The sequence below is a fragment of the Salegentibacter sediminis genome (assembly GCF_002078605.1).
GTDB lineage: Bacteria > Bacteroidota > Bacteroidia > Flavobacteriales > Flavobacteriaceae > Salegentibacter > Salegentibacter sediminis.
The window spans coordinates 860969-882031 of record NZ_MSJR01000001.1; the positions used below are offsets into that span (position 1 = coordinate 860969).

Annotated in this window: 21 protein-coding genes; 14 read left to right on the forward strand and 7 right to left on the reverse strand. The window is 39.8% G+C overall.

Going from position 1 to position 21063, the window contains the following annotated elements; genetic code table 11:
* Window positions 1–48: 48 nt before the first annotated feature.
* Both BUW93_RS04050 and yajC read left to right on the forward strand, forming a co-directional pair.
* Window positions 49–516, forward strand: a complete 468-nt coding sequence (locus BUW93_RS04050) for a DUF1573 domain-containing protein (protein ID WP_081209403.1) — start codon at window positions 49–51, stop codon at window positions 514–516.
* A gap of 3 nt (window positions 517–519) precedes the next feature.
* A complete protein-coding gene (yajC, locus tag BUW93_RS04055; protein WP_081209405.1) occupies window positions 520–822 on the forward strand; it encodes a preprotein translocase subunit YajC in 303 nt (100 codons plus the stop codon).
* A 70-nt stretch (window positions 823–892) separates the two neighbouring features.
* Here the strand turns inward: yajC and pepT are convergent, their stop codons facing one another.
* Window positions 893–2134: a peptidase T gene (pepT, locus tag BUW93_RS04060; RefSeq protein ID WP_081209407.1), complete on the reverse strand. Its 1242-nt coding sequence runs from the start codon at window positions 2132–2134 to the stop codon at window positions 893–895.
* 109 nt (window positions 2135–2243) lie between these two features.
* On the opposite strand from pepT, the gene BUW93_RS04065 reads away from it, so the two are divergent.
* From BUW93_RS04065 to guaB, 7 genes are all read left to right on the forward strand, one after another.
* A complete protein-coding gene (locus tag BUW93_RS04065; protein ID WP_081209409.1) occupies window positions 2244–3263 on the forward strand; it encodes a quinone-dependent dihydroorotate dehydrogenase in 1020 nt (339 codons plus the stop codon).
* Between the two features lie 4 nt (window positions 3264–3267).
* A complete protein-coding gene (locus BUW93_RS04070) occupies window positions 3268–3882 on the forward strand; it encodes a LysE family translocator (RefSeq protein WP_081209411.1) in 615 nt (204 codons plus the stop codon).
* A 127-nt stretch (window positions 3883–4009) separates the two neighbouring features.
* Window positions 4010–4873, forward strand: coding sequence for a hydroxymethylglutaryl-CoA lyase (locus BUW93_RS04075; protein WP_081209413.1), 864 nt, complete (start codon window positions 4010–4012; stop codon window positions 4871–4873).
* 127 nt (window positions 4874–5000) lie between these two features.
* Window positions 5001–6167, forward strand: a complete 1167-nt coding sequence (locus tag BUW93_RS04080; protein WP_081209415.1) for a porin — start codon at window positions 5001–5003, stop codon at window positions 6165–6167.
* 101 nt (window positions 6168–6268) lie between these two features.
* The gene (locus BUW93_RS04085) at window positions 6269–6793 is read left to right on the forward strand and encodes an FMN-binding protein (RefSeq protein ID WP_081209417.1); all 525 of its coding nucleotides are present in this window, start codon (window positions 6269–6271) and stop codon (window positions 6791–6793) included.
* Window positions 6793–7308 (forward strand): hypothetical protein, encoded by a 516-nt coding sequence (locus BUW93_RS04090; protein ID WP_081209419.1) that lies wholly within the window; start codon window positions 6793–6795, stop codon window positions 7306–7308. The genes BUW93_RS04085 and BUW93_RS04090 overlap by 1 nt, the downstream gene beginning before the upstream one ends.
* Before the next feature lie 106 nt (window positions 7309–7414).
* Window positions 7415–8887, forward strand: a complete 1473-nt coding sequence (guaB, locus tag BUW93_RS04095; protein WP_081209421.1) for an IMP dehydrogenase — start codon at window positions 7415–7417, stop codon at window positions 8885–8887.
* A 77-nt stretch (window positions 8888–8964) separates the two neighbouring features.
* Here guaB and BUW93_RS04100 read toward each other — a convergent pair whose 3' ends face one another.
* Window positions 8965–9501, reverse strand: coding sequence for an OmpH family outer membrane protein (locus tag BUW93_RS04100; RefSeq protein ID WP_081209423.1), 537 nt, complete (start codon window positions 9499–9501; stop codon window positions 8965–8967).
* A 302-nt stretch (window positions 9502–9803) separates the two neighbouring features.
* On the opposite strand from BUW93_RS04100, the gene BUW93_RS04105 reads away from it, so the two are divergent.
* The 5 genes from BUW93_RS04105 (at window position 9804) to BUW93_RS04125 (ending at window position 16188) form a co-directional block, all read left to right on the forward strand.
* Entirely contained in the window at window positions 9804–10664 is an 861-nt protein-coding gene (locus BUW93_RS04105; RefSeq protein WP_317042180.1) for a peptidyl-prolyl cis-trans isomerase, read from the forward strand.
* On the forward strand, window positions 10648–12081 hold the full coding sequence (locus BUW93_RS04110) for a peptidylprolyl isomerase (protein ID WP_317042181.1): 1434 nt from the start codon (window positions 10648–10650) through the stop codon (window positions 12079–12081). The genes BUW93_RS04105 and BUW93_RS04110 overlap by 17 nt, the downstream gene beginning before the upstream one ends.
* 4 nt (window positions 12082–12085) lie before the next feature.
* Window positions 12086–13039: an AAA family ATPase gene (locus BUW93_RS04115; RefSeq protein WP_081209427.1), complete on the forward strand. Its 954-nt coding sequence runs from the start codon at window positions 12086–12088 to the stop codon at window positions 13037–13039.
* A gap of 202 nt (window positions 13040–13241) precedes the next feature.
* Window positions 13242–15509: an aconitate hydratase gene (locus BUW93_RS04120; RefSeq protein WP_081209429.1), complete on the forward strand. Its 2268-nt coding sequence runs from the start codon at window positions 13242–13244 to the stop codon at window positions 15507–15509.
* Between the two features lie 118 nt (window positions 15510–15627).
* A complete protein-coding gene (locus BUW93_RS04125) occupies window positions 15628–16188 on the forward strand; it encodes a TlpA family protein disulfide reductase (RefSeq protein WP_081209431.1) in 561 nt (186 codons plus the stop codon).
* 5 nt (window positions 16189–16193) lie between these two features.
* Here the strand turns inward: BUW93_RS04125 and BUW93_RS04130 are convergent, their stop codons facing one another.
* The 5 genes from BUW93_RS04130 to BUW93_RS04150 are packed head-to-tail and all read right to left on the reverse strand — an operon-like array spanning window position 16194 to window position 21002.
* Window positions 16194–17330 (reverse strand): lycopene cyclase family protein, encoded by a 1137-nt coding sequence (locus tag BUW93_RS04130; RefSeq protein WP_081209433.1) that lies wholly within the window; start codon window positions 17328–17330, stop codon window positions 16194–16196.
* A gap of 26 nt (window positions 17331–17356) precedes the next feature.
* The gene (locus BUW93_RS04135; RefSeq protein ID WP_081209435.1) at window positions 17357–17806 is read right to left on the reverse strand and encodes a sterol desaturase family protein; all 450 of its coding nucleotides are present in this window, start codon (window positions 17804–17806) and stop codon (window positions 17357–17359) included.
* Window positions 17807–18646: a phytoene/squalene synthase family protein gene (locus BUW93_RS04140; RefSeq protein ID WP_081209437.1), complete on the reverse strand. Its 840-nt coding sequence runs from the start codon at window positions 18644–18646 to the stop codon at window positions 17807–17809.
* A gap of 2 nt (window positions 18647–18648) precedes the next feature.
* Window positions 18649–20112: a phytoene desaturase family protein gene (locus BUW93_RS04145; RefSeq protein ID WP_081209439.1), complete on the reverse strand. Its 1464-nt coding sequence runs from the start codon at window positions 20110–20112 to the stop codon at window positions 18649–18651.
* Complete coding sequence (locus BUW93_RS04150) at window positions 20109–21002, reverse strand: MerR family transcriptional regulator (RefSeq protein ID WP_081209441.1); 894 nt, start codon at window positions 21000–21002, stop codon at window positions 20109–20111. The genes BUW93_RS04145 and BUW93_RS04150 overlap by 4 nt, the downstream gene beginning before the upstream one ends.
* Window positions 21003–21063 lie beyond the last annotated feature (61 nt).

The following is a 21063-nucleotide window of genomic DNA, read 5'->3' on the forward strand; positions in this document are numbered from 1 at the left end:
CACCGAATTTTTTAGTAATTTTAACCTTTAATCCTAAAAAACAACAAAATGAAAAAAGGAATTTTAATGATAGCAGCAGTAGGGGCGATGCTATTCACTTCTTGTAAAGATAACAACTCCAATGCCTCTGAAAAAGTGAAAGCAGAAAATGTTGAAACCGCAGCTGAACGTGATGCTCAGGCTACTGTTTATCCCGAAATCTCTTTTGAAGAAGAAGAACATGATTTTGGTAATATCCCAAAAGGTGAACCGGTGGAACATACTTTTAAATTCACCAATACAGGAAAAGCTCCTTTGGTAATTACCAATGCCAGTAGCTCTTGTGGGTGTACTGTTCCAACCTATCCTAAAAATGAATCTATCCAGCCTGGAGAAACCAGGGAGATGGTGGTGAAATTTGATGGATCAGGAAAAGGGCAGGTAACCAAGACAGTTACTTTGAATGCCAATACCGAGGCCGGTAAAGAGCGCATCAGGATTAAAGCTTTTGTAGAATCTGATGAAAATGCGAGCTAATAAATGGATCAATTAACCCAGTTTGCCCCAATAATCTTAATGTTTGTAGTGGTGTATTTTTTTATGATACGCCCACAGATGAAACGCGCTAAACAAGAAAAAAACTTTGCCGCCGAACTTAAAAGAGGTGACCGCATTGTTACTAAAAGCGGAATGCATGGTAAAATTGTTGATTTTAGCGAAAAAAATAATTCGGTAGTTATTGAAACAGGTGCAGGAAAGATCACTTTCGATCGCTCTTCTCTTTCAATGGAAATGAGCAGGAAGCTAAACGAACCCGCAAAACCTGAAAAGGAGAAAAAATAATTATCCTTTACCCACAAAAAAACCTCATAGCAACCTGTGAGGTTTTTTTATGCTCAAATATGAGATGAATTTACTGATATCTTCTGGAGGTAAGTTCAGCAATTTTCACAATCACTTCGGCAGCTTTCTGCATACTTTCTACAGGGATATATTCGTATTTTCCATGGAAATTATGGCCCCCGGCAAAAATATTGGGGCAGGGAAGCCCCTTGTAGCTAAGCTGAGCCCCATCCGTGCCACCTCTTATGGGTTTTATGATGGGCTCTATATTTACGGCCCGCATGGCTTCTTCTGCGATGTCTACAATATGCATTGCCGGTTCGATTTTTTCACGCATATTGGCATACTGATCCTTAAGCTCTATTTCTATGCATTCACTCCCATACTGGGTGCAGATCTCATTTTTTAGATCTAACATCATTTCTTTTCTGGCCTGAAAATGTTTCTTGTCGTGATCACGAATAATGTATTCTAACTGGGTTTGTTCAACATCACCCTTAATACTGCTTAAATGGAAAAAACCCTGTCGGTCTTCTGTGTGCTCAGGAGTTTCTAAACGCGGGAGAGAATTGATGAAGTCCTGGGCGATGTACATGCTATTCACCATTTTGTCTTTAGCATAGCCTGGATGAACGCTTTTCCCCTGGACTTTTACCACAGCCCGGGCAGCATTAAAATTTTCAAACTCGAGTTCTCCAACTTGGCTTCCATCCATCGTATATGCCCACTGTGCACCAAATTTTTCAACATCAAATTTATGCGCGCCCCTACCGATCTCCTCATCGGGGGTAAAACAAATTCTTATTTTTCCGTGTGGAATCTCGGGATTGTCCAGTAGATATTGTAAGGCGGTCATTATTTCTGTGATTCCTGCCTTATCATCGGCACCCAACAAGGTGGTGCCATCGGTAGTGATTATGGTTTGACCTTTGTACTGGGCCAGGTCCTCAAAATATTCAGGTGAAAGGATGATGTTTTTTTCCTCATTTAATACAATATCACCTCCATCATAATCTTCGGTGATTCTTGGATTTACATTAGTGCCACTAAAATCGGGGGAGGTATCAAAATGCGAAATAAAACCTATAACAGGGACTTTGTGCGCTACATTTGCCGGAAGCGTAGCCATAACATAGGAATTTTGGTCTAGTTCCACCTCGCTCATTCCCATTTCGCGAAGTTCCCCGGCTAATTTACGTGCCAGAACCCATTGTTTTTCGGTGCTGGGCGTGGTGTTGCTTTTTGGATCGCTTTGAGTGTCAATTTGAACATAGCTCACAAAACGCTCTATGATATGCTGTTTATTGGTCATTGGTTAGTAGTTTAGCCAAAAATAAACATTCGGTAAATCGCTTCAAAACCTTTTAAGAATAGGCTAAGTTATTTTATGATTTCCTTTATTTTTGCACAAACCAACTACTATGTATAAATCACTTGTCAGGTCGCTTTTATTCCACTTCGATCCGGAATGGGTTCATCACTTCACTTTTAAAAGTTTACAGAATTTTGGCAAAATCCCGGGGTTTTCAGCTTTCTTAAGAAAGCAATTTCAGTTGAATGATCCCCGCCTGGAGCGAGAGGTCTTCGGAATAAAATTCAAAAATCCTGTAGGTCTGGCCGCCGGTTTCGATAAGGATGCAAAACTCTACAAGGAGCTCGATGATCTTGGATTTGGTTTTATTGAAATTGGCACTTTAACTCCCAAACCCCAACCCGGGAATGAAAAAAAAAGACTTTTCCGACTAAAGAAAGATGAGGCTATTATTAATAGAATGGGTTTCAATAACGAGGGGGTAGACGCTGCGGTAAAGCACCTTAGAGCTAACAATAATGTAATTATTGGCGGAAACATTGGAAAAAATAAGATAACTCCCAATGAAAAAGCTTTTGAGGACTATAAGATCTGCTTTGAGGCTCTTTTTGATTATGTAGATTATTTTGTGGTAAATGTGAGTTCTCCAAATACTCCAAACCTAAGAGAGCTCCAGGATAAAGAACCGCTCACAAATCTTTTGAATAGCCTCCAGGAATTAAATGTAACTAAACCCAAACAAAAGCCAATTTTGCTGAAGATCGCTCCCGATCTTACCGATTCTCAATTGCTCGATATTATAGACATTGTAAAGGAAACAAAGATCGCCGGAGTGATCGCTACCAATACCACGATTTCCCGTGAAGGTTTAATTTCTGAAGATAAAAATGAAACCGGTGGATTAAGTGGTAAACCATTAAAGAAGCGTGCTACCGAGGTAATTCGTTTTCTTTCTGAAAAGAGTAACAAAGCTTTCCCAATTATTGGTGTGGGAGGAATCCATTCTGCTGAAGATGCCCTTGAAAAACTGGATGCAGGGGCGAGTCTGGTGCAGTTATATACCGGCTTTATCTATGAAGGTCCTGGTTTGATAAAAAAGATTAATAAAGCAATCTTAGCTAGAAAATAACCTATTGTTAGAGCAAATAATTCCCTTCTTAACTGCCTCTGTTTTCCTCACCCTTTCCCCGGGACCCGACATTATTTATGTCATGGTGCAGGGGATGGCCAATGGAAGAAAGCACGGGCTTGTAACTGCTCTGGGCCTTGCAACGGGTATTATTATTCATACCAGCCTGGTAGCTTTTGGAGTTTCGGCCGTTATCAAAAGTTCTGAAACTTTATTTTTCATTATTAAGCTATTCGGTGCATTCTATTTGCTATACCTGGCCTACCAGGTTTTTAAAAGCGATCCTCAAATAGCCTATTCTGCTGAAGGGATTAAACAAAAATCCTTGTTCGGCCTTTATAAGCAGGGTTTTATTATGAATGTTTTAAATCCCAAGGTAACGATCTTTTTTCTGGCCTTTTTTCCTGGATTTCTTTGGGAGCCCGGTGGGAATACGGTTTTGCAATTCTTTATTCTGGGAGGAGTGTTCATGCTGCAAACGATTCTCATTTTTGGTTCGGTCGCTGTTTTGGCTGGAAAAATCTCAAAGTACCTTAAAAAACATACACATTCCGGGTTGGTTTTAAAGTGGTTACAGATAGTTGTCTTTGTGGGAATAGCTGTTTTTATTCTGTTTTAGACTGGATTGTTTATCATCTTTTTGTCAAAAGACTAACTGATCTCTGTTTTTCCTTCTTTACCTTATGTGAATTTTATTAAATAGGATATATTTTTAAATAATCCTTAAAATACTATCTTTGGAGGATATGGGAAAAATCAAGCTCATCGAGTGTCCACGGGATGCCATGCAAGGCATAAAAACCTTTATTCCTACAGAAAAAAAGGTGCAATACATCCAGGCTTTGTTGCGCTGCGGATTTGACACCATAGATTTCGGAAGTTTTGTTTCTCCAAAGGCGATTCCGCAAATGGCCGATACCGCCGAGGTTCTGTCTAAACTGGATCTCTCCACAACACAAAGTAAATTGCTGGCCATCGTTGCCAATACCCGGGGAGCATCAGATGCTTCTAAATTTGAAGAAATAGATTATTTGGGCTATCCCTTTTCGATTTCAGAAAACTTCCAAATGCGTAATACGCACAAAACCATTGCTGAATCGGTAGAGATATTAAAGGAGATCCTGGAAATTGCTAACCATAGTAATAAAGAAGTCGTGGCATATCTTTCTATGGGCTTTGGAAATCCTTATGGTGATCCATGGAGTATTGAGATCGTTGGGAACTGGACCGAAAAATTATCGGCAATGGGAGTGAAGATACTCTCTCTCTCTGATACTATTGGGACCTCTTCTCCCGAAAATATTGAATATTTATTTTCAAATCTTATTCCTAAATATCCTCAAATAGAGTTTGGGGCACATTTGCATACTACTCCTTCAAAATGGTTTGAAAAAATTGATGCGGCATACAAGGCCGGGTGTACCAGATTTGACGGTGCCATTCAGGGTTTTGGTGGATGCCCGATGGCCAAGGATGAATTAACTGGTAATATGCCTTCAGAAAAAATGCTTTCTTATTTTAATTCCAAAAAGGCAGAAACCAATATTAAGATGACCAGTTTCGAATCTGCTCATAATGAAGCTACTAAGATTTTCTCTACTTACTATTAGGAAAACCAATGGTTTTCCCGTATTTCTATCACATTTTTTTATTTGAATTTAATCTAAATAAGCTTGGGTAAATGTTGTTGCTGGCATATATTTGCTGCATTATTTTAAACAAGTCTAAATAAGAATCATGAAGAAGTTTTTACTATCATTGGCAATAGGAGCGACTACTGCTGTTTCAGTTGCCCAAACCCAGCAGGACTCAATTACTTTTGATCCTCAATATCAACAAAACGCTGCTCAGCGTATTTTATCTGCCGACAATAATGCTGTTACTCTGGGAGCTTATGGGGAAATAACTTATAATCAACCGGAGGGAGACAATGGGGAGTTAGATGTTCAGCGTCTTGTAATGTTAATGGGATACCAGTTTAATGAGAAGGTCCAGTTTTTAACTGAAATTGAATTTGAACACGTAGAAGAAGTTTATATTGAGCAGGCTTTTGTAAATTATAATATTGCGAACAATGTAAATTTGAGAGCCGGGCTTATGTTGGTGCCCATGGGGATTATTAATGAGTATCATGAACCCACCACTTTTAATGGAGTTGAAAGACCCGCTATTGCCGGTTCTATTGTTCCTACTACCTGGAGAGAGATCGGTCTTGGGGTGACCGGAAGGATCAACTCGGCTTCTCTTAGCTACCAGGCTTATATTTTTAATGGTTTCCAGTCTACTACTGCAGACGGTACCGGGTTAATTGGAGGAAGTAGCGGACTTCGCGGCGGACGTCAAAAAGGAATTAAGTCTACGGTTAACACACCAAATCTTTCTGCTAAGCTTGAATACTATGGTATTCTTGGAATGAGGTTAGGTCTTGCCGGTTACTTCGGAAGCACACAGGCTGCAGATGAGGTTGATATGCTTGATGGTGCTGATGTTGGAATGTCTATGGTAGGTCTGGATGCCCGATATGTATATAAGCGTTTTACAGCAAGGGGAGAATTCATCTATGCTTCTCTTTCAGATACCGAGGAATACAATGCCTTTACCGGAAGGGATCTTGGAAGTGCGCTTTCTGGATGGTATGCAGAAGCAGCATACAATTTGTTGCCAATGACCAATAGCCAAAAGCTTTTCGCTTTTGCACGCTACGAAGATTACGATACCCATGCAGATACAGCTGGTAGTCTTACCGAAAACCCTGCCTACGACAGGAATGACGTAACTCTTGGTTTGAGTTATCACATTGCTCCTGGTGTGGTTTTTAAAGGGGATTACCAGATCAAGGATAACGCTGTTGATGGCGCCGATTCTATGAACCAACTCAACTTTGGGGTGGGGGTTTGGTTTTAAACTATAGTAAAAGAAGTGCCACAGTCGGGGAGAACCTTGATTTTTTCCGGCTGTTGGCATATATTTTGCCCCATGCGGAATAAAAACTTAATTTTGTACGGATGAAAAAATTTGGAAGTCTTATCGTCTTTTTGCTCACCCTGCCTTTTATATTGTCTTTTGGCCTTATGAAGGAGTTGGACAAAAAGGTAGACCGCGAAATAAAAGATGAGTTTGAGGTTGCCAATTATTTGCATGAAGGAATAGAGGTCTCTGCAGAAATACAGCAGGAATTGCCTTCAAGGGTTTCGAAAGATAATTTTTTCAGGCTTAAACATGAAGGTTCACTTTTAGGATATGTTTACCTGGACCACGCACCCAGTAAAACTGCACAATTTGATTATCTCGTAATCTTTAATGAAGACCTGAGTATTGCCCGCACAAAAGTACTCGTGTACCGTGAGGAATATGGCGGGGAAATTGGGAGCCGCCGCTGGTTACGACAATTTACCGGTAAGTCGAAAGCCAGCGATTTAAATCATATTGCAGCAATCTCAGGAGCTACAATTTCTGTGCGATCTATGAAAAAAGCTATGAAAGATATCCTGGAAAGTGTGGAGATCCTTCAAAAAAACAACCTGATTTAATGCAGTATAACGGCCTACTTTTAGCACTTCCCCGGGAAATAAAATCTTTCCTTGCTGTTTTTGTTATCGTGTTAAGTATAGGTTATTTCACCGGTTTACTTTTTGTTGGGCTAACAGAAACAACTACCCCCGCAGGTATTGAAGAAAATTACCTGGGAAATGAGGGCGATGCTGATGTGGAGGTGATGAAATTTAAAAAAGGGGAACGGGAAATGCTTACCATTATTCACACCCATGTCTTGTCCATGTCTTTTATTTTCTTCCTGCTGGGTGGGATTGTACTGTTTACAAAATTGCCTAAAAAACTGAAATTCTTTCTTATTCTGGAGCCTTTCTTTTCTGTACTTGCCACTTTTGGGGGAATCTACTTTGTGTGGAAAGGTATAGACTGGGTGAAATATTTAGTTCTGGTATCTGGGATTTTAATGACACTTATCTTTATCACCTCGGTATCGATTGTGCTGTACCAATTGCTCTTTCAAAAGGCTGTACCAAAAACTTCCATTCAGGCCTAAACCACTAAACATTCTAAATGCTGGGAAAACAAATAATTGCCAGTCTTTATTCCGTTATTGTTATTTTTAAAATGTATATTTGCACGCAATTAAATCCTTAATTGCTATGACTGCACACGAATCCAAAATCTTAGGAGAAGCCCTTACTTACGACGACGTACTTTTAGTCCCGGCCTTTTCTGAAGTCCTTCCCCGGGAAGTAGATATTACCACAAAATTCACCAAAAATATTCGCATAAATGTCCCCATAGTTTCAGCGGCTATGGACACCGTTACTGAATCCAGAATGGCTATTGCTATTGCCCGTGAAGGCGGAATTGGAGTATTGCATAAAAACATGACTATAGAGGCCCAGGCCTTAAAAGTGCGAAAAGTAAAACGTGCTGAAAGCGGGATGATTATAGACCCTGTGACGCTTTCTATTTCGGCCAGGGTTAGTGATGCTAAAGCGAGTATGAAAGAACATAGCATTGGAGGAATTCCTATTGTAGATGAGGAAGGCAAATTGCTTGGGATTGTTACCAATAGGGATTTGAGATTTGAAAAAAATAACCAGCGTCCAATTTCAGAAGTGATGACTTCAGAAAACCTGGTGACGGTAGCAGAAGGGACTTCCCTTGATGAAGCTGAAGATATCCTCCAGGAAAATAAGATCGAAAAGTTGCCGGTAGTCAATGCTGATAAAAAACTGGTTGGATTAATTACCTTTAGAGATATTACCAAGCTTTCTCAAAAACCAACTGCCAATAAAGATTCCTACGGAAGGCTCCGCGTTGCAGCCGCTATTGGTGTTACCGGAGATGCTGTTGAGCGCGCTGGTGCCTTGGTGAAAGCCGGAGTTGATGCTGTGGTGATCGATACTGCCCACGGCCATACTAAAGGGGTGGTATATGTTTTAAAAGAAATAAAGAAAAATTTCCCTGAACTTGAAGTAGTGGTAGGAAATATTGCTACTGCTGAAGCCGCTAAATATCTTGTCGATGCAGGCGCCGATGCCGTTAAAGTTGGAATTGGTCCTGGTTCTATTTGTACTACCAGGGTGGTTGCAGGGGTTGGATTTCCTCAATTCTCAGCGGTACTGGAAGTTTCAGCAGCACTTAAGGGCTCTGGAGTACCAGTGATTGCCGATGGGGGAATTCGCTATACCGGAGATATTCCAAAAGCACTTGCTGCCGGAGCCGACTGTGTAATGCTGGGCTCATTGCTTGCAGGAACCAAGGAATCTCCCGGAGAAACCATCATCTTTGAAGGAAGAAAATTTAAGTCTTACCGCGGAATGGGCTCTGTAGAGGCTATGAACAAAGGCTCTAAAGACCGGTATTTCCAGGATGTAGAAGATGATATCAAGAAACTTGTCCCGGAAGGGATCGTTGGAAGAGTGCCTTACAAAGGAGACCTGGAAGAAAGCATTCACCAATTTGTGGGAGGCTTACGAGCCGGAATGGGCTACTGCGGTGCTAAAGACATTGAAAACCTCAAGGAAAGAGGGAAGTTCGTGAAAATTACTTCGTCAGGAATTCATGAGAGTCATCCCCATAATGTGACTATCACTAAAGAATCCCCTAACTACAGCAGATAAATTATCCGTAAATAATTACAACAAAAAACCCGGCAACTGCCGGGTTTTTTATTTGGTGATTTTAGAGGTACAGAGTTTTAATTTTCTTCGGTTTCTTTTTCCTGAACTTCATCAGGATCGATGCCTAATTTATCCAGGACTTTCTCGGTAATATCATAGCGCTCATCGGCAAAGGCCAAACTGTTGCCATTGGCATGAAAGATTTGGGTGTAAGCTTCCTCTTGTATAACCAGCTGCATCGCCTTATTGATTTCCTCATAGAGAGGCTTGGTAAGTTCGTTTCTGCGCATCTGCATCATTACAGAAGCTCGCTGGCGAAAACCTTTAATATCATTCTCAAGACCGATTATCTCATTTTCCTTTTCGGCTCTTTCTTCTTCTGTTAAAGTATCCCGATCTTTCTGGTACACCTCAATTAGGCCTTCATATTCCTTGATGGTCTCCTGAAGGTCTTCCTGCATCTCGGTATTATAGTCTTGTAATCCAAGGTTTACCTCTTCCATTGCCGGCATCTGGGCAAGTATATAATCGGCATCAATAGTCCCGGTTTTAGTTTGGGCATTGGCTATATGAGCAACAAGTACAAAAGCAATTAATAAGGATATTTTTTTCATAATTGAATAAATTTTTGGCAAATATAACCGCACAGATGTTTTAATCACAGTTTTTATTTAATAAAAATGATAAAAAAGTAGCAAGCCAATCTTGTAGGACCTGTTTTAGACTGGGTGGATGAAAATCTTAAACAAAAAGGTTCAGAATTAAATAAGAGCGCTAATAATTTCCAAAACAAATAATCGTTTTTGGATTAGCTTGTAGAACCTAAAGGAATTCTTATTTTTGCTCTCATGTAAAAGGCAGAAGAATAGCTGTTTGTAATTGGTATATAAATTGCTGGCCTTAACCAAAAAAAATATTGAAAAGTATACACCGATTTTTAATAATTATACTGTTTGCCCTGGGGGTGACAGGCTGTAATCTATTTGAAGAAACCGACGAACGAAAGGTGGTGGTACGGGTTAATGATTCTTACCTTTACGAAGAAGATATTAATGCTCTTCTTAATGAAGATACCAGTCCCGAAGACAGTAGTCTGATCGTATCTACTTATATTACCCGCTGGGCTACCCAGCAATTAATAGTAGACCGTGCGCGGCTTAATCTTTCTGAAGAACAACAGAAGGAATTCAACGATCTGGTGGAGAATTACAGAAACGAACTCTATACCAATGCTTATACCGAAGCCCTGGCCAGAAAGAATATGGATACCAGCTTTACCGAGACAGAGCTTGAAACTTATTATGAAGAGAACAAGGAAAACTTTAGATTAAAGGAAGATCTGGTGAAATTAAGGTATATAAATCTTGACAAAAACCTTAATAACCTTAAGCAGATCAAGACGTGGTTTGAGCGGTTTAATGAAGAAGACAGGCAGGAACTCGATAAAATTGCGCTTCAGTTTAAGAACTATTCCTTTAATGATTCGGTTTGGGTGAAAACCAAATCGGTTTATGATAAAATAAAACCTTTAAGTATAGAAGATAGGTCAGACTTGCTTAAAACCTCTAATTTTCTTCAGCTTGAAGATTCTTTAGGCGTATATTTGATCTATGTTAACGATGTGTTGGAGAAGAATGAACAGGCGCCTATAGATTATGCCAGGCCCTCGATAAAACAGATTTTGCTCAATAAAAGAAAGCTGGATCTAACAAAAGAACTAGAAAAAGAAATTACAAAAGATGCAATTAAAAACAATCAATTTGAGATTTACGACTAAGCTGTGTGCATTCATTTTCGGATTATTTTTTAGTCTGAATACTTCTGCCCAGGAGATTATAGTAACCGACAGCACTGCAATTCAGCCAGAGGAGGAATTGGCAAAGAATACCGATACAGATGGCAAATTTAAGCGCAGGAAAGTTGATGGAATCGCCGCGGTAATTGGCGATTATATCGTCCTGGAAAGCGATGTGCAATTAATGTATAAAGATATGCAAAGCCAGGGTATGTCTACTGCAGGCATCACCGACTGTCAATTGGCAGGATCCCTTATGGAAAACAAGCTTTATGCTCACCACGCCATTCAGGATAGTATTATAATTATGGATGCCGAAATCAATAATTACATCGATCAGCAAATCGGTCAAATGGTAAATCAGGTGGGCTCTATTGAAAAGGTACTTGAATTTTATAACAAAGACACTGAGGAGGAGTTTCGCAGTGAGTTGTTCGAGCTTAACAAGGAAAGACAACTTGCCAGCCGTATGCAACAGAAAATCATTGAAAATGTAGAGATTACTCCCGAGGAGGTAAGAGAATATTTCGATAATATTCCTGAAGATGAACTTCCAATGTTTGGGGAAGAGGTAGAGCTTGCTCAAATCGTGATAAAGCCCGAAATTCCCGAATCGGAAAAAAATAAAGTTATCTCCCGTCTAAATGAATTCAAGGCCGATGTTGAAGATAACGATGCAAATTTTGGGACCAAGGCAATTTTGTATAGTCAGGATCCTGGGAGTGCCAGTAACGGTGGACAAATAAGTCTTTCCCGAAAAGATAATTTTGTACAGGAATTTAAGGATGTAGCTTTCAGCCTTCAGCAAGGAGAGGTGAGTGAACCTTTTGAAACCGAATTTGGATACCATATCATCCAGGTAGATCGTATTCGAGGTCAAACCGTAGACCTTCGCCATATTTTACTTATTCCAGATGTAAATAACCAGTCTGTGGAAGAAGCAAAAAATGAGATTGATAGTATTCGTAAGAGAGTAAAAGAGGGAGTTCTGGATTTTGCTGAAGCTGCCAAAGAATTTTCAGATGAAGAAGAAACCCGAAACGATGGCGGGCGCCTAATGAACCCCCAAACGGGCGATACCCGTTTCGAACTTTCTAAAGTAGATCCCAAACTTTACGACCAGATTGGAGATTTGCAGGAAGGGGAGTTATCCCTTAGATTAACCGAACAGGATCGCACCGGTCGCCCCACTTTTAAGTTGATAAAAGTGACTAAAAGAATTCCGGAGCATAAGGCCAATTATTCTACAGACTATATGAAAATTAAAGAGCTTGCCCTGCGTGACAAACAAATGGAAGCTATTGAGGAATGGCAGAAGTCGAAGATTGAAGAAACTTATGTGAAGATTAGTGGTGAATACCGCGATTGCGAGTACAGCAGTAACTGGCTAAAAAAATAAAAAAATGTCTGATGTTGCCCTGGTAGAGAAACTGGTTGAAAAAAACCGGCAATTAAAAAAAGAAATTGCCAGGATTATCGTAGGACAGGATAAAGTAATAGACCAAATTTTGCTCTCCGTTTTTTCCGGGGGGCATTCTTTGTTAATAGGGGTGCCGGGTCTTGCAAAGACCTTGATGGTTAACACCATAGCCAGGACACTGGGTCTTGATTTCAAGCGAATTCAGTTTACTCCAGATTTAATGCCAAGTGATATTCTTGGTGCCGAAATCCTGGATGAAAACCGCCACTTTAAATTCATCAAAGGGCCAATCTTTGCAAATATCATCCTGGCAGATGAGATAAACAGAACTCCGCCAAAAACACAGGCCGCTTTGCTTGAGGCTATGCAGGAGCGCGCTGTAACCGTGGCGGGGCATCATTATAAATTGGCAAAACCATATTTTGTTCTTGCTACTCAAAACCCCATAGAACAGGAAGGAACCTATCCTTTGCCGGAGGCACAATTAGACCGGTTTATGTTTGCTATCAATCTGGATTATCCCAGCTTTGAAGAAGAAGTAAATGTGGTAAAAAACACTACTTCTGATGATGAAGTTGAGGTTGAAGCCTTGTTCAATGCTGAAGAAATTATTCAGATACAACATCTTATAAGAAGAATTCCGGTAGCCGATAATGTTGTGGAATATGCGGTGAGGTTAGTTGGGAAGACCAGGCCAATAGCTGACGGGTCCCCGGAGCTGGTAAAAAACTATCTTGACTGGGGGGCAGGACCCAGAGCTTCGCAAAACCTTATACTTGCAGCTAAAGCAAATGCCGCGGTAAGCGGGAAGTTCTCCCCTGACATCGAGGACGTACAAAAAGTAGCTGTTGGCATCTTGCGCCATCGAATTATAAAAAACTACAAGGCCGAAGCCGAAGGCATTTCCGAAGAAAAAATAATTACCGAATTATTTTAGATAGATTTCTTTTCAAGGGATTTATTATAATTGTCAATATCGTAATTTCTTACTATTAATTTTAATATCCGATAATTTTAACCTGTATAATTTGAAGATAATTGAATTATTTTCAAGTAATTTTGATATTAGGTTCTAATTTTTAAAATCCGCCTGAATTCCGTAAATTTGCGAGACTTTTTAGAACTAAAAACAAACAGATATGGCATACGATATTGATATGATCAAGAAGGTTTATAGCCAAATGCCCGAGCGGGTGAATAAAGCGCGCGAGGTGGTTGGAAAACCTTTAACCCTTTCAGAAAAAATTCTTTATTCTCACTTGTGGGATGGCGAAGTAAAAGAGGCTTACCAAAGAGGAAAAGATTATGTAGATTTTGCTCCCGATAGGATTGCCTGTCAGGATGCCACTGCTCAAATGGCTTTACTTCAATTCATGCAAGCCGGAAAAAAGGAAGTTGCAGTTCCAACAACTGTACATTGTGATCACCTTATCCAGGCCAAAATGGGCGCTGCAATAGACTTGCAGGCTGCCAATAAATCAAGTAGTGAAGTTTTCGATTTTCTGGAATCGGTTTCTAATAAATACGGAATTGGTTTCTGGAAGCCTGGAGCCGGGATTATTCACCAGGTTGTGCTTGAAAACTACGCTTTCCCTGGAGGAATGATGATAGGTACCGATTCTCACACCGTAAATGCCGGTGGTCTTGGAATGGTCGCTATTGGAGTTGGTGGTGCAGATGCCGTAGATGTTATGGCCGGAATGGCCTGGGAACTGAAATTCCCTAAACTTATTGGAGTGAAGCTAACCGGAAAACTTTCCGGGTGGACTGCGCCTAAAGATGTGATCTTAAAAGTAGCCGGAATTCTTACCGTAAAAGGGGGAACCGGAGCTATTATAGAATATTTTGGAGAAGGAGCCCGCTCTATGTCGGCTACCGGAAAAGGTACTATTTGTAATATGGGGGCCGAAGTAGGAGCTACCACTTCAACTTTTGGTTACGACGATTCTATGGAACGTTACCTTAGAGCTACCAACCGCGCTGATGTTGCCGATGCTGCCAACCAGGTAAGAGAGCATTTAACAGGAGATGACGAAGTATACGCCAATCCAGAGCAATATTTTGATGAGCTTATCGAAATCAACCTTTCAGAATTAAAGCCTCATCTTAACGGACCTTTTACTCCAGATCTTGCTACTCCAATTTCAGAAATGGGGGCTAAAGCCAAAGAAAACGATTGGCCAATCAATGTAGACTGGGGACTTATAGGTTCCTGTACGAACTCTTCTTACGAAGATCTTACCCGTGCAGCTTCAATTGCCAAGCAGGCTGTAGATAAGAAGATCAAGGCTAAATCAGATTTCGGTATTAACCCAGGTTCAGAGCAAATTAGATTTACTGCCGAGCGTGACGGATTGCTACAGATCTTTGAAGATTTGGATGCGACCATCTTTACCAATGCTTGTGGACCTTGTATTGGTCAGTGGGACCGAAGCGACCGAAAAGGAGAAGAGAAGAACACCATTGTTCATTCCTTTAACCGTAACTTTTCTAAACGTGCTGATGGTAATCCTAATACTCACGCTTTTGTTGGTTCTCCAGAAATGGTTGCCGCTATTGCTATATCAGGTCGTCTTGATTTCGATCCAACCCGCGATAAGCTTATCAACGAAGATGGGGAGGAAGTAATGCTGGACGAACCAAAAGGAATAGAATTGCCAACAAAAGGTTTCGCTGTTGAAGACGCAGGTTATGTTCCACCTAAAGAAGACGGAAGTTCTGTTGAAGTGAAAGTGGCTGAAGATAGTGAGCGTTTAGAATTATTGACTCCTTTTGAGCCCTGGGATAGTAAAAACCTTACCGGTGCCAAACTACTTATAAAAGCATTTGGAAAATGTACTACCGACCATATTTCTATGGCTGGGCCCTGGTTGCGTTACCGTGGTCACCTTGATAATATTTCCAATAATATGCTTATTGGAGCCATCAATGCATTTAATAAGAAAACCAATTTTGTTAAAAATCAACTAACCGGTGAGTATGACGGTGTGCCAAGTGTACAGCGTGAATACAAAAAGGCTGGAGTTCCTACTGTTGTGGTAGGGGATCATAACTATGGAGAAGGTTCTTCCAGGGAGCATGCGGCTATGGAGCCACGTCACCTTGGAGTGAAAGTCGTACTGGTTAAATCTTTTGCCCGTATTCACGAGACAAACCTTAAAAAGCAAGGTATGCTTGGGCTAACCTTTGACAATGAAAGCGATTATGATCTTATCCAGGAAGACGATACCTTTAACTTTATAGATTTGGAAGATTTTGCACCAAACAAGCAAATCACTATAGAAGTGGTTCACGCCGATGGTAGCAAGGATACCATAAAAGCTAATCATACTTATAACAAGTCTCAAATAGAATGGTATAAGCATGGTTCGGCGTTAAACCTGATCAAAAAGCAGAATGCTGCTTAAACATCCCAGGTTTATTAAAAATGATAAAATCCCGCCATACCATAGGCGGGATTTTTTTTATCAAAAATTGGTTTGTTAAGTTTACCTTTGTCTCTCGTCTAAACCTGAAATTTGTTTTATGAAGTTTTTTAAAAATCAATGGTCCAATATTATTTTCATAGTATTGATTCTAATTCTCATAATTCCCCAAACCAGAAAACCCATTCAAATATTCGTAAATAAGATCTTTTCTTTCAGTCCTTCGGTTACCGATGAGGAAGATCGCGAAAAACTAGCCGATTATAATTGGATCCTGGAAAACAGCGAGAGAGAACGGGTTAATTTTTCAGATTCTGAAGGCGAAGTGGTAATTGTTAATTACTGGGCAACCTGGTGTCCGCCCTGTATCGCCGAGATGCCCAGCTTCCAGGCTTTATATGAAGATTATAAGAATAAGGTAGATTTCTACTTTGTTTCGGGGGAAGAACACAATACCACTCAAAAGTTTCTAAATTCAAAAAATTATACTATTCCCAGTTACCGGATGCTTTCGGAAGACCCTAAACCTATGGATGGTTATTCCCTCCCTACTACTTATCTCATCAATAAAAATGGGGAAATTATTATTAGAAAAATTGGTGCGGCCGACTGGAATAGTCAGAAATTGAGAAATACCCTGGACGAACTATTAGCCGAATAAAGCTTTTAAAAGTTTTTTCTGAAAAAGGATTTGATGAATTCAAAGCTGTAAAGCGACATCATGATTTTTAAATCTTCCGAAAAAGTGGTCTCTTCATCCAGAAAGCTGAAGATCTCTTCGGGGGTATTCTTTGTGTAGAATTTCGTGAAGATCTCTTCTCCTTTTTCATTGTTTTTGGCTAGTACATCTAGAAAAATCCCATCGTAATTTTTAAATTTTTTGTTGATGAGGCCTTCCCCGGGTGGTTTTCCGCTTTTGAGATTTTCAACAATTTTGCTAACTCTCTTTTGTGTGTTTATGAAGGAATAGCCGGTTGAAGCTTTTACCCAACCCCCGCCGGTTCCTATCTTCGTGATATTGGAAATATTGCCTTTTTCAAAAGGAAAGTCTGTCATGGGGATGATGCCTGTTTCAGTATTTTTTATACTGTAATCCTTTAGCTTAAGAATCTCTTCAAGGTAACGCTTAAGCATTTTATCATAGACCGCATCTTCGGTTAGAAACGGGGTAAAGAAAGTGAACTCTACAAGGGCTCTCGTTTTTGTAACCGGTAAAACATAAGTAAAAGCCGTAGCATCTTTATATTTCAGGCGATAATCCATCATCGTAAATTCTTCAGGAGAAAAAACGGGTACCGGAGTTTCAATTTCCCAGCCCTTAAAATGCTGATAGATTAAGGTGTGTTTTCCTTCTTCCAGATATTCAGGATCCACACGACTGTCGAAGAAATGGGTTGCGGTATAATTATTAAACTTCCCTGAAGCCTCCCGGGTAACGGGATCTATTTCTGAAATTTCATCCCGAATCAATTTTATGTCGTTTGATGCTTCCAGCTCCTGAAGGGTCTCCCTGTAAAAATCTTCAGCCTTTATCATTTTATACTGATAGGGCTCCAGCTCCAACTTTTTATTTAACTCCGAAGTGATAAACCGACCATTATTCCAGGTTTTAGAAACCAGCTTTTCCCATTGACCTTTGCCTTTTTCCCAAAAACACCAGGTCTTGGATGGGGCTTTAAAATCTGGATCTATTACCGCAATCTGTTTTCCTTTAAAAAAAATATCCCGGCTAAGTTGCCGGGCAAGCTGCAATCCTGCGAGTCCACCTCCTACAATTACATAAAAATATTTAGGTACCTGCATAGCAATGTAACGACAGAATTTAGAAGTTATTTTTTAAAATATTTGAAAGGCACCCACAGCATCCCAAAACATTCTCCATCCTCTTTGCCCAGGTGCTTATGATGCATTTTATGAGCTCTCCTTATACCTTTGGCAAATCTATTGTTCGCATTCCTAAATATTTTGAATCGCTGATGAATAAAAATATCATGAACGGTAAAATATGTGATGCCGTAGGCCAGAATGCCAAGACCTATTGGTAAGCCAAACCATACTCCTTCATATCTCCACAGCAGGAAAAAACCTATGCTTACCAGGGCATAAAAAATAAAAAAGAGATCGTTGCGCTCCCACCAGTGGCTGTGATCTTTATGATGGTGATCTTTATGCAAAGACCATAGAACACCATGCATAATATATTTATGAGTGAACCAGGCCATCCCTTCCATAATGATGAAAGTGCCCAGAAAAACTGCTATCCAGAGTAAAATGCTCATTTAAAGTATATTTAATCTATACGAAATATACGATTTTGCCAGCAATCCTACCTTCTGATAATCAGAAACTCTTATTCGACGGTTTTTTATTTCCATAGGCGGAGTTTTTTTGAGTTTATGAAGTAACTTCTTATAGTAGATAAATGCTGTGTATACCCCAAATTTAGCTTCTACAGGTAATTTTGCTATTCCCTCAAACCCGTGTCTAAAATCACTGTCTATTTCATCTATTATTTGTTTTTTTCCCGCTTCATCCAGCTGTGCCAGATTGGTGTGAGGGAAATAACTTCGACTTAGGTCTTCGTAATCGGCTTTTAGGTCCCTAAGAAAATTAACCTTTTGAAAGGCAGAGCCAAGGCTCATTGCCGAGTCTTTTAAAGCTTCGAATTTTTGAGGATCGCCTTTTACGAAAACTTTCAGACACATAAGGCCTACAACATCTGCACTCCCGTAAATGTATTCTTTGTAATCTTCAAAACTTTCATATTCGGTTTTGTACAGGTCCTGCCGCATACTTTTCATAAAGGCATTGTAATGGGAAGCCTCAATATTGTATTTGTGCACCGTTTCCTGAAAAGCGTTAAGAATAGGGTTCAGGCTTATTTTGTGTTCAATGGCCAGGTGCAGGTCTCGTTCAAAATCATCAAAAAGTTGTACTTTATTATAATCGTGAAAACTATCTACGATCTCATCTGCCAACCGCACAAAACCATAAATGTTGTAAACATCCTGTCTTATAGAAGGTGCGAGCATTCGGGTAGCCGTAGAAAAGGAAGTACTGTAGGCATGAGTCACGCTCCTGCTACATGTGTGAGAAAGGGTGTCGAAGATTGTTTTCATAGCTATTTATTTGAATTTTGAATAAGGCCGGCCGCAAGTTTTCCTGAAATTAGCGAAGGAGGTACTCCCGGGCCGGGAACGGTCAGTTGTCCCGTAAAAAACAGGTTATGAACCTTTTTACTTTTTAGTTTTGGTCTTAGAAAAGCGGTTTGGAAAAGTGTATTGGCCAGCCCGTAGGCATTTCCTTTATACGAATTGTATTCTTTTTTAAAGTCTAATACACAAAAAGATTCCCGAAAAAGAATATGATCAATTACTTTTTGTTGTGTTATGTTTTCAAACCGGGTAATTATCTTTTGGAAATATTTTTCTCTTATTTCTTCGGAATCCTCCAAATCTGGGGCAAGTGGAATTAAGAATATTCCTGCCTCTTTGTCTTGTGGTGCCGTTGATGCATCGGTTACAGAAGGAAAACTCGCGTAAAAAAGAGGGTCTTCGGGCCATTTAGCTTCATCGTAAATAGCTCGGGCATGATCTTCAAAATCGGTATCAAAAAAAAGGCTATGGTGGGTAATGTTTTCCAGTTTTTTATTAAATCCTACATAGAAAAGTAAGGAGGAGGGAGCGAAGGTTTTCTTCTCCCAGAAAGATTCGGGATATTGCCTGTTATCTTTTGGTAAAAGCCTTTCGGTATGGTGATAATCGGCACCACTTAAAACGTAATCGCTTTTGATGCGTTTCCCGTTTACCAGAATTCCTGTGGCGGTATGGTTTTTTACAAAGATCTTTTCTGCAGGGGCACTGGTGTGTATTTTTACCCCTAAAGAAAGGGCGAGCTGCTCCATTCCTTCAATTACCTTAAACATTCCCCCTTTTGGATGCCAGGTGCCCAGGCCAAAATCGGCGTAATTCATAAAACTATAAAATGCCGGCGTATTACTGGCCTTAGCCCCAAGAAATAGTACCGGAAATTCCAGGATCTGAATTAATTTAGGATTTTTAAATTCATTTCTGACTTCTTTTGAGATCGTGCTGAAAAAACTCCCGAGTTTTTTTGCGGTGGCTGATGTCACTAGTTCCAGGGGGGAAAGCCCCGGGCGATACACTAGCTCTTTAATGGCAATATTATAATTATCAAGAGCTTCAGCTATGAATTTCTGCAACTTTTTTGCGCTTCCAGGCTCTTCAGTTTCAAAGGCCTTATAGATTTTTTCAAGACTGTCTTCAATGGTAATGCTTTCCTCTTTTCCGAAGAAAACTTTGTATGCCGGATTTAATTTTTCCAGCTCGTAAAAATCTGAAGGAGTTTTTCCGAAATCGCCAAAAAAACGCTCAAAAACATCGGGCATCCAATACCAGGTTGGGCCGATATCAAAAGTAAAACCTTCCTTTTTTAATTGCCTGGCGCGGCCGCCAATGCTTTTATTTTTTTCAAAAATATCCACAACATAGCCATCCCGTGCCAAATAGCAGGCTGCGGCAAGGGAGGCAAAGCCCGAACCAATTATTGAAACTGTTTTTCTCATAGACTCAGTAGAAACTGGTTTAGGTTATCAAATTTTTGGACAAATGGGGGGAGGTTTTGGGCATCCAGATCTTTTAATTTCTGCCCGAATAACAGAAGTTCATAATTCTTTTTCTTGCAAATCTGTTTTTCAAATTCCTTTATAAATGTGCTAACCTCTATAGGCGAAGTAGTAAAATAGCTCAAAAAACAAATGTCCTCATGGCGTTCCATGAGATAGCCCAGGTCTGATAACGGAAGGCTTGGGCCCAGATAGATTGCATTTCTATGATGGTAGATCAATTCATAGTATAGATATATGATCCCAATGTCATGAATTTCATTTTCAGGAAGGAAGAGGACATAGAGTTTTTCACTGTTTGGTTTATTGGTCTTCTTAATCTCGGCAAGATGGAGATAGATCTTTTGTTTAATAAGATCTACGATAAAGTGTTCGTGTATAGGTTTTATTGTGTCGGTTTGCCACAACACCCCTATATTTCCCAGAAATGGAAGAAAAACCAGATGAAATACCTCTCTGAAACTTTTATCCTTTCTCAGGCTTTCATAAGTGGTATTAAAAAGTTCTTCATCAAAATTTATCATTGAAAGTTTTAGCGCATTTAGCGCTCTGTTCTCGGTGCTGGCCTTTGCATTTATGTTTTTAACCATCTTATTGATTTCCTCCTCATTTAATTTAGAAATACGGGAAATCTTGTACCCATGTTCGTTGAGAAAAGAAATATTCAGAAGCTTCTGAAGGTTAGAACTATCATAAGTTCTTATATTAGTAGCTGTACGATTAGGATTGAGAATATTATATCTTTTTTCCCAAATTCTTATCGTATGAGCCTTGATTCCAGTTAAATTCTCAAGGTCTTTTATGCTAAAGTTCTGTTTGATTAATTCCATAGTATTTTAAAGATAGACAAATCTACAGAATAATAGAATTTAAATGGATTATCAAAATGTT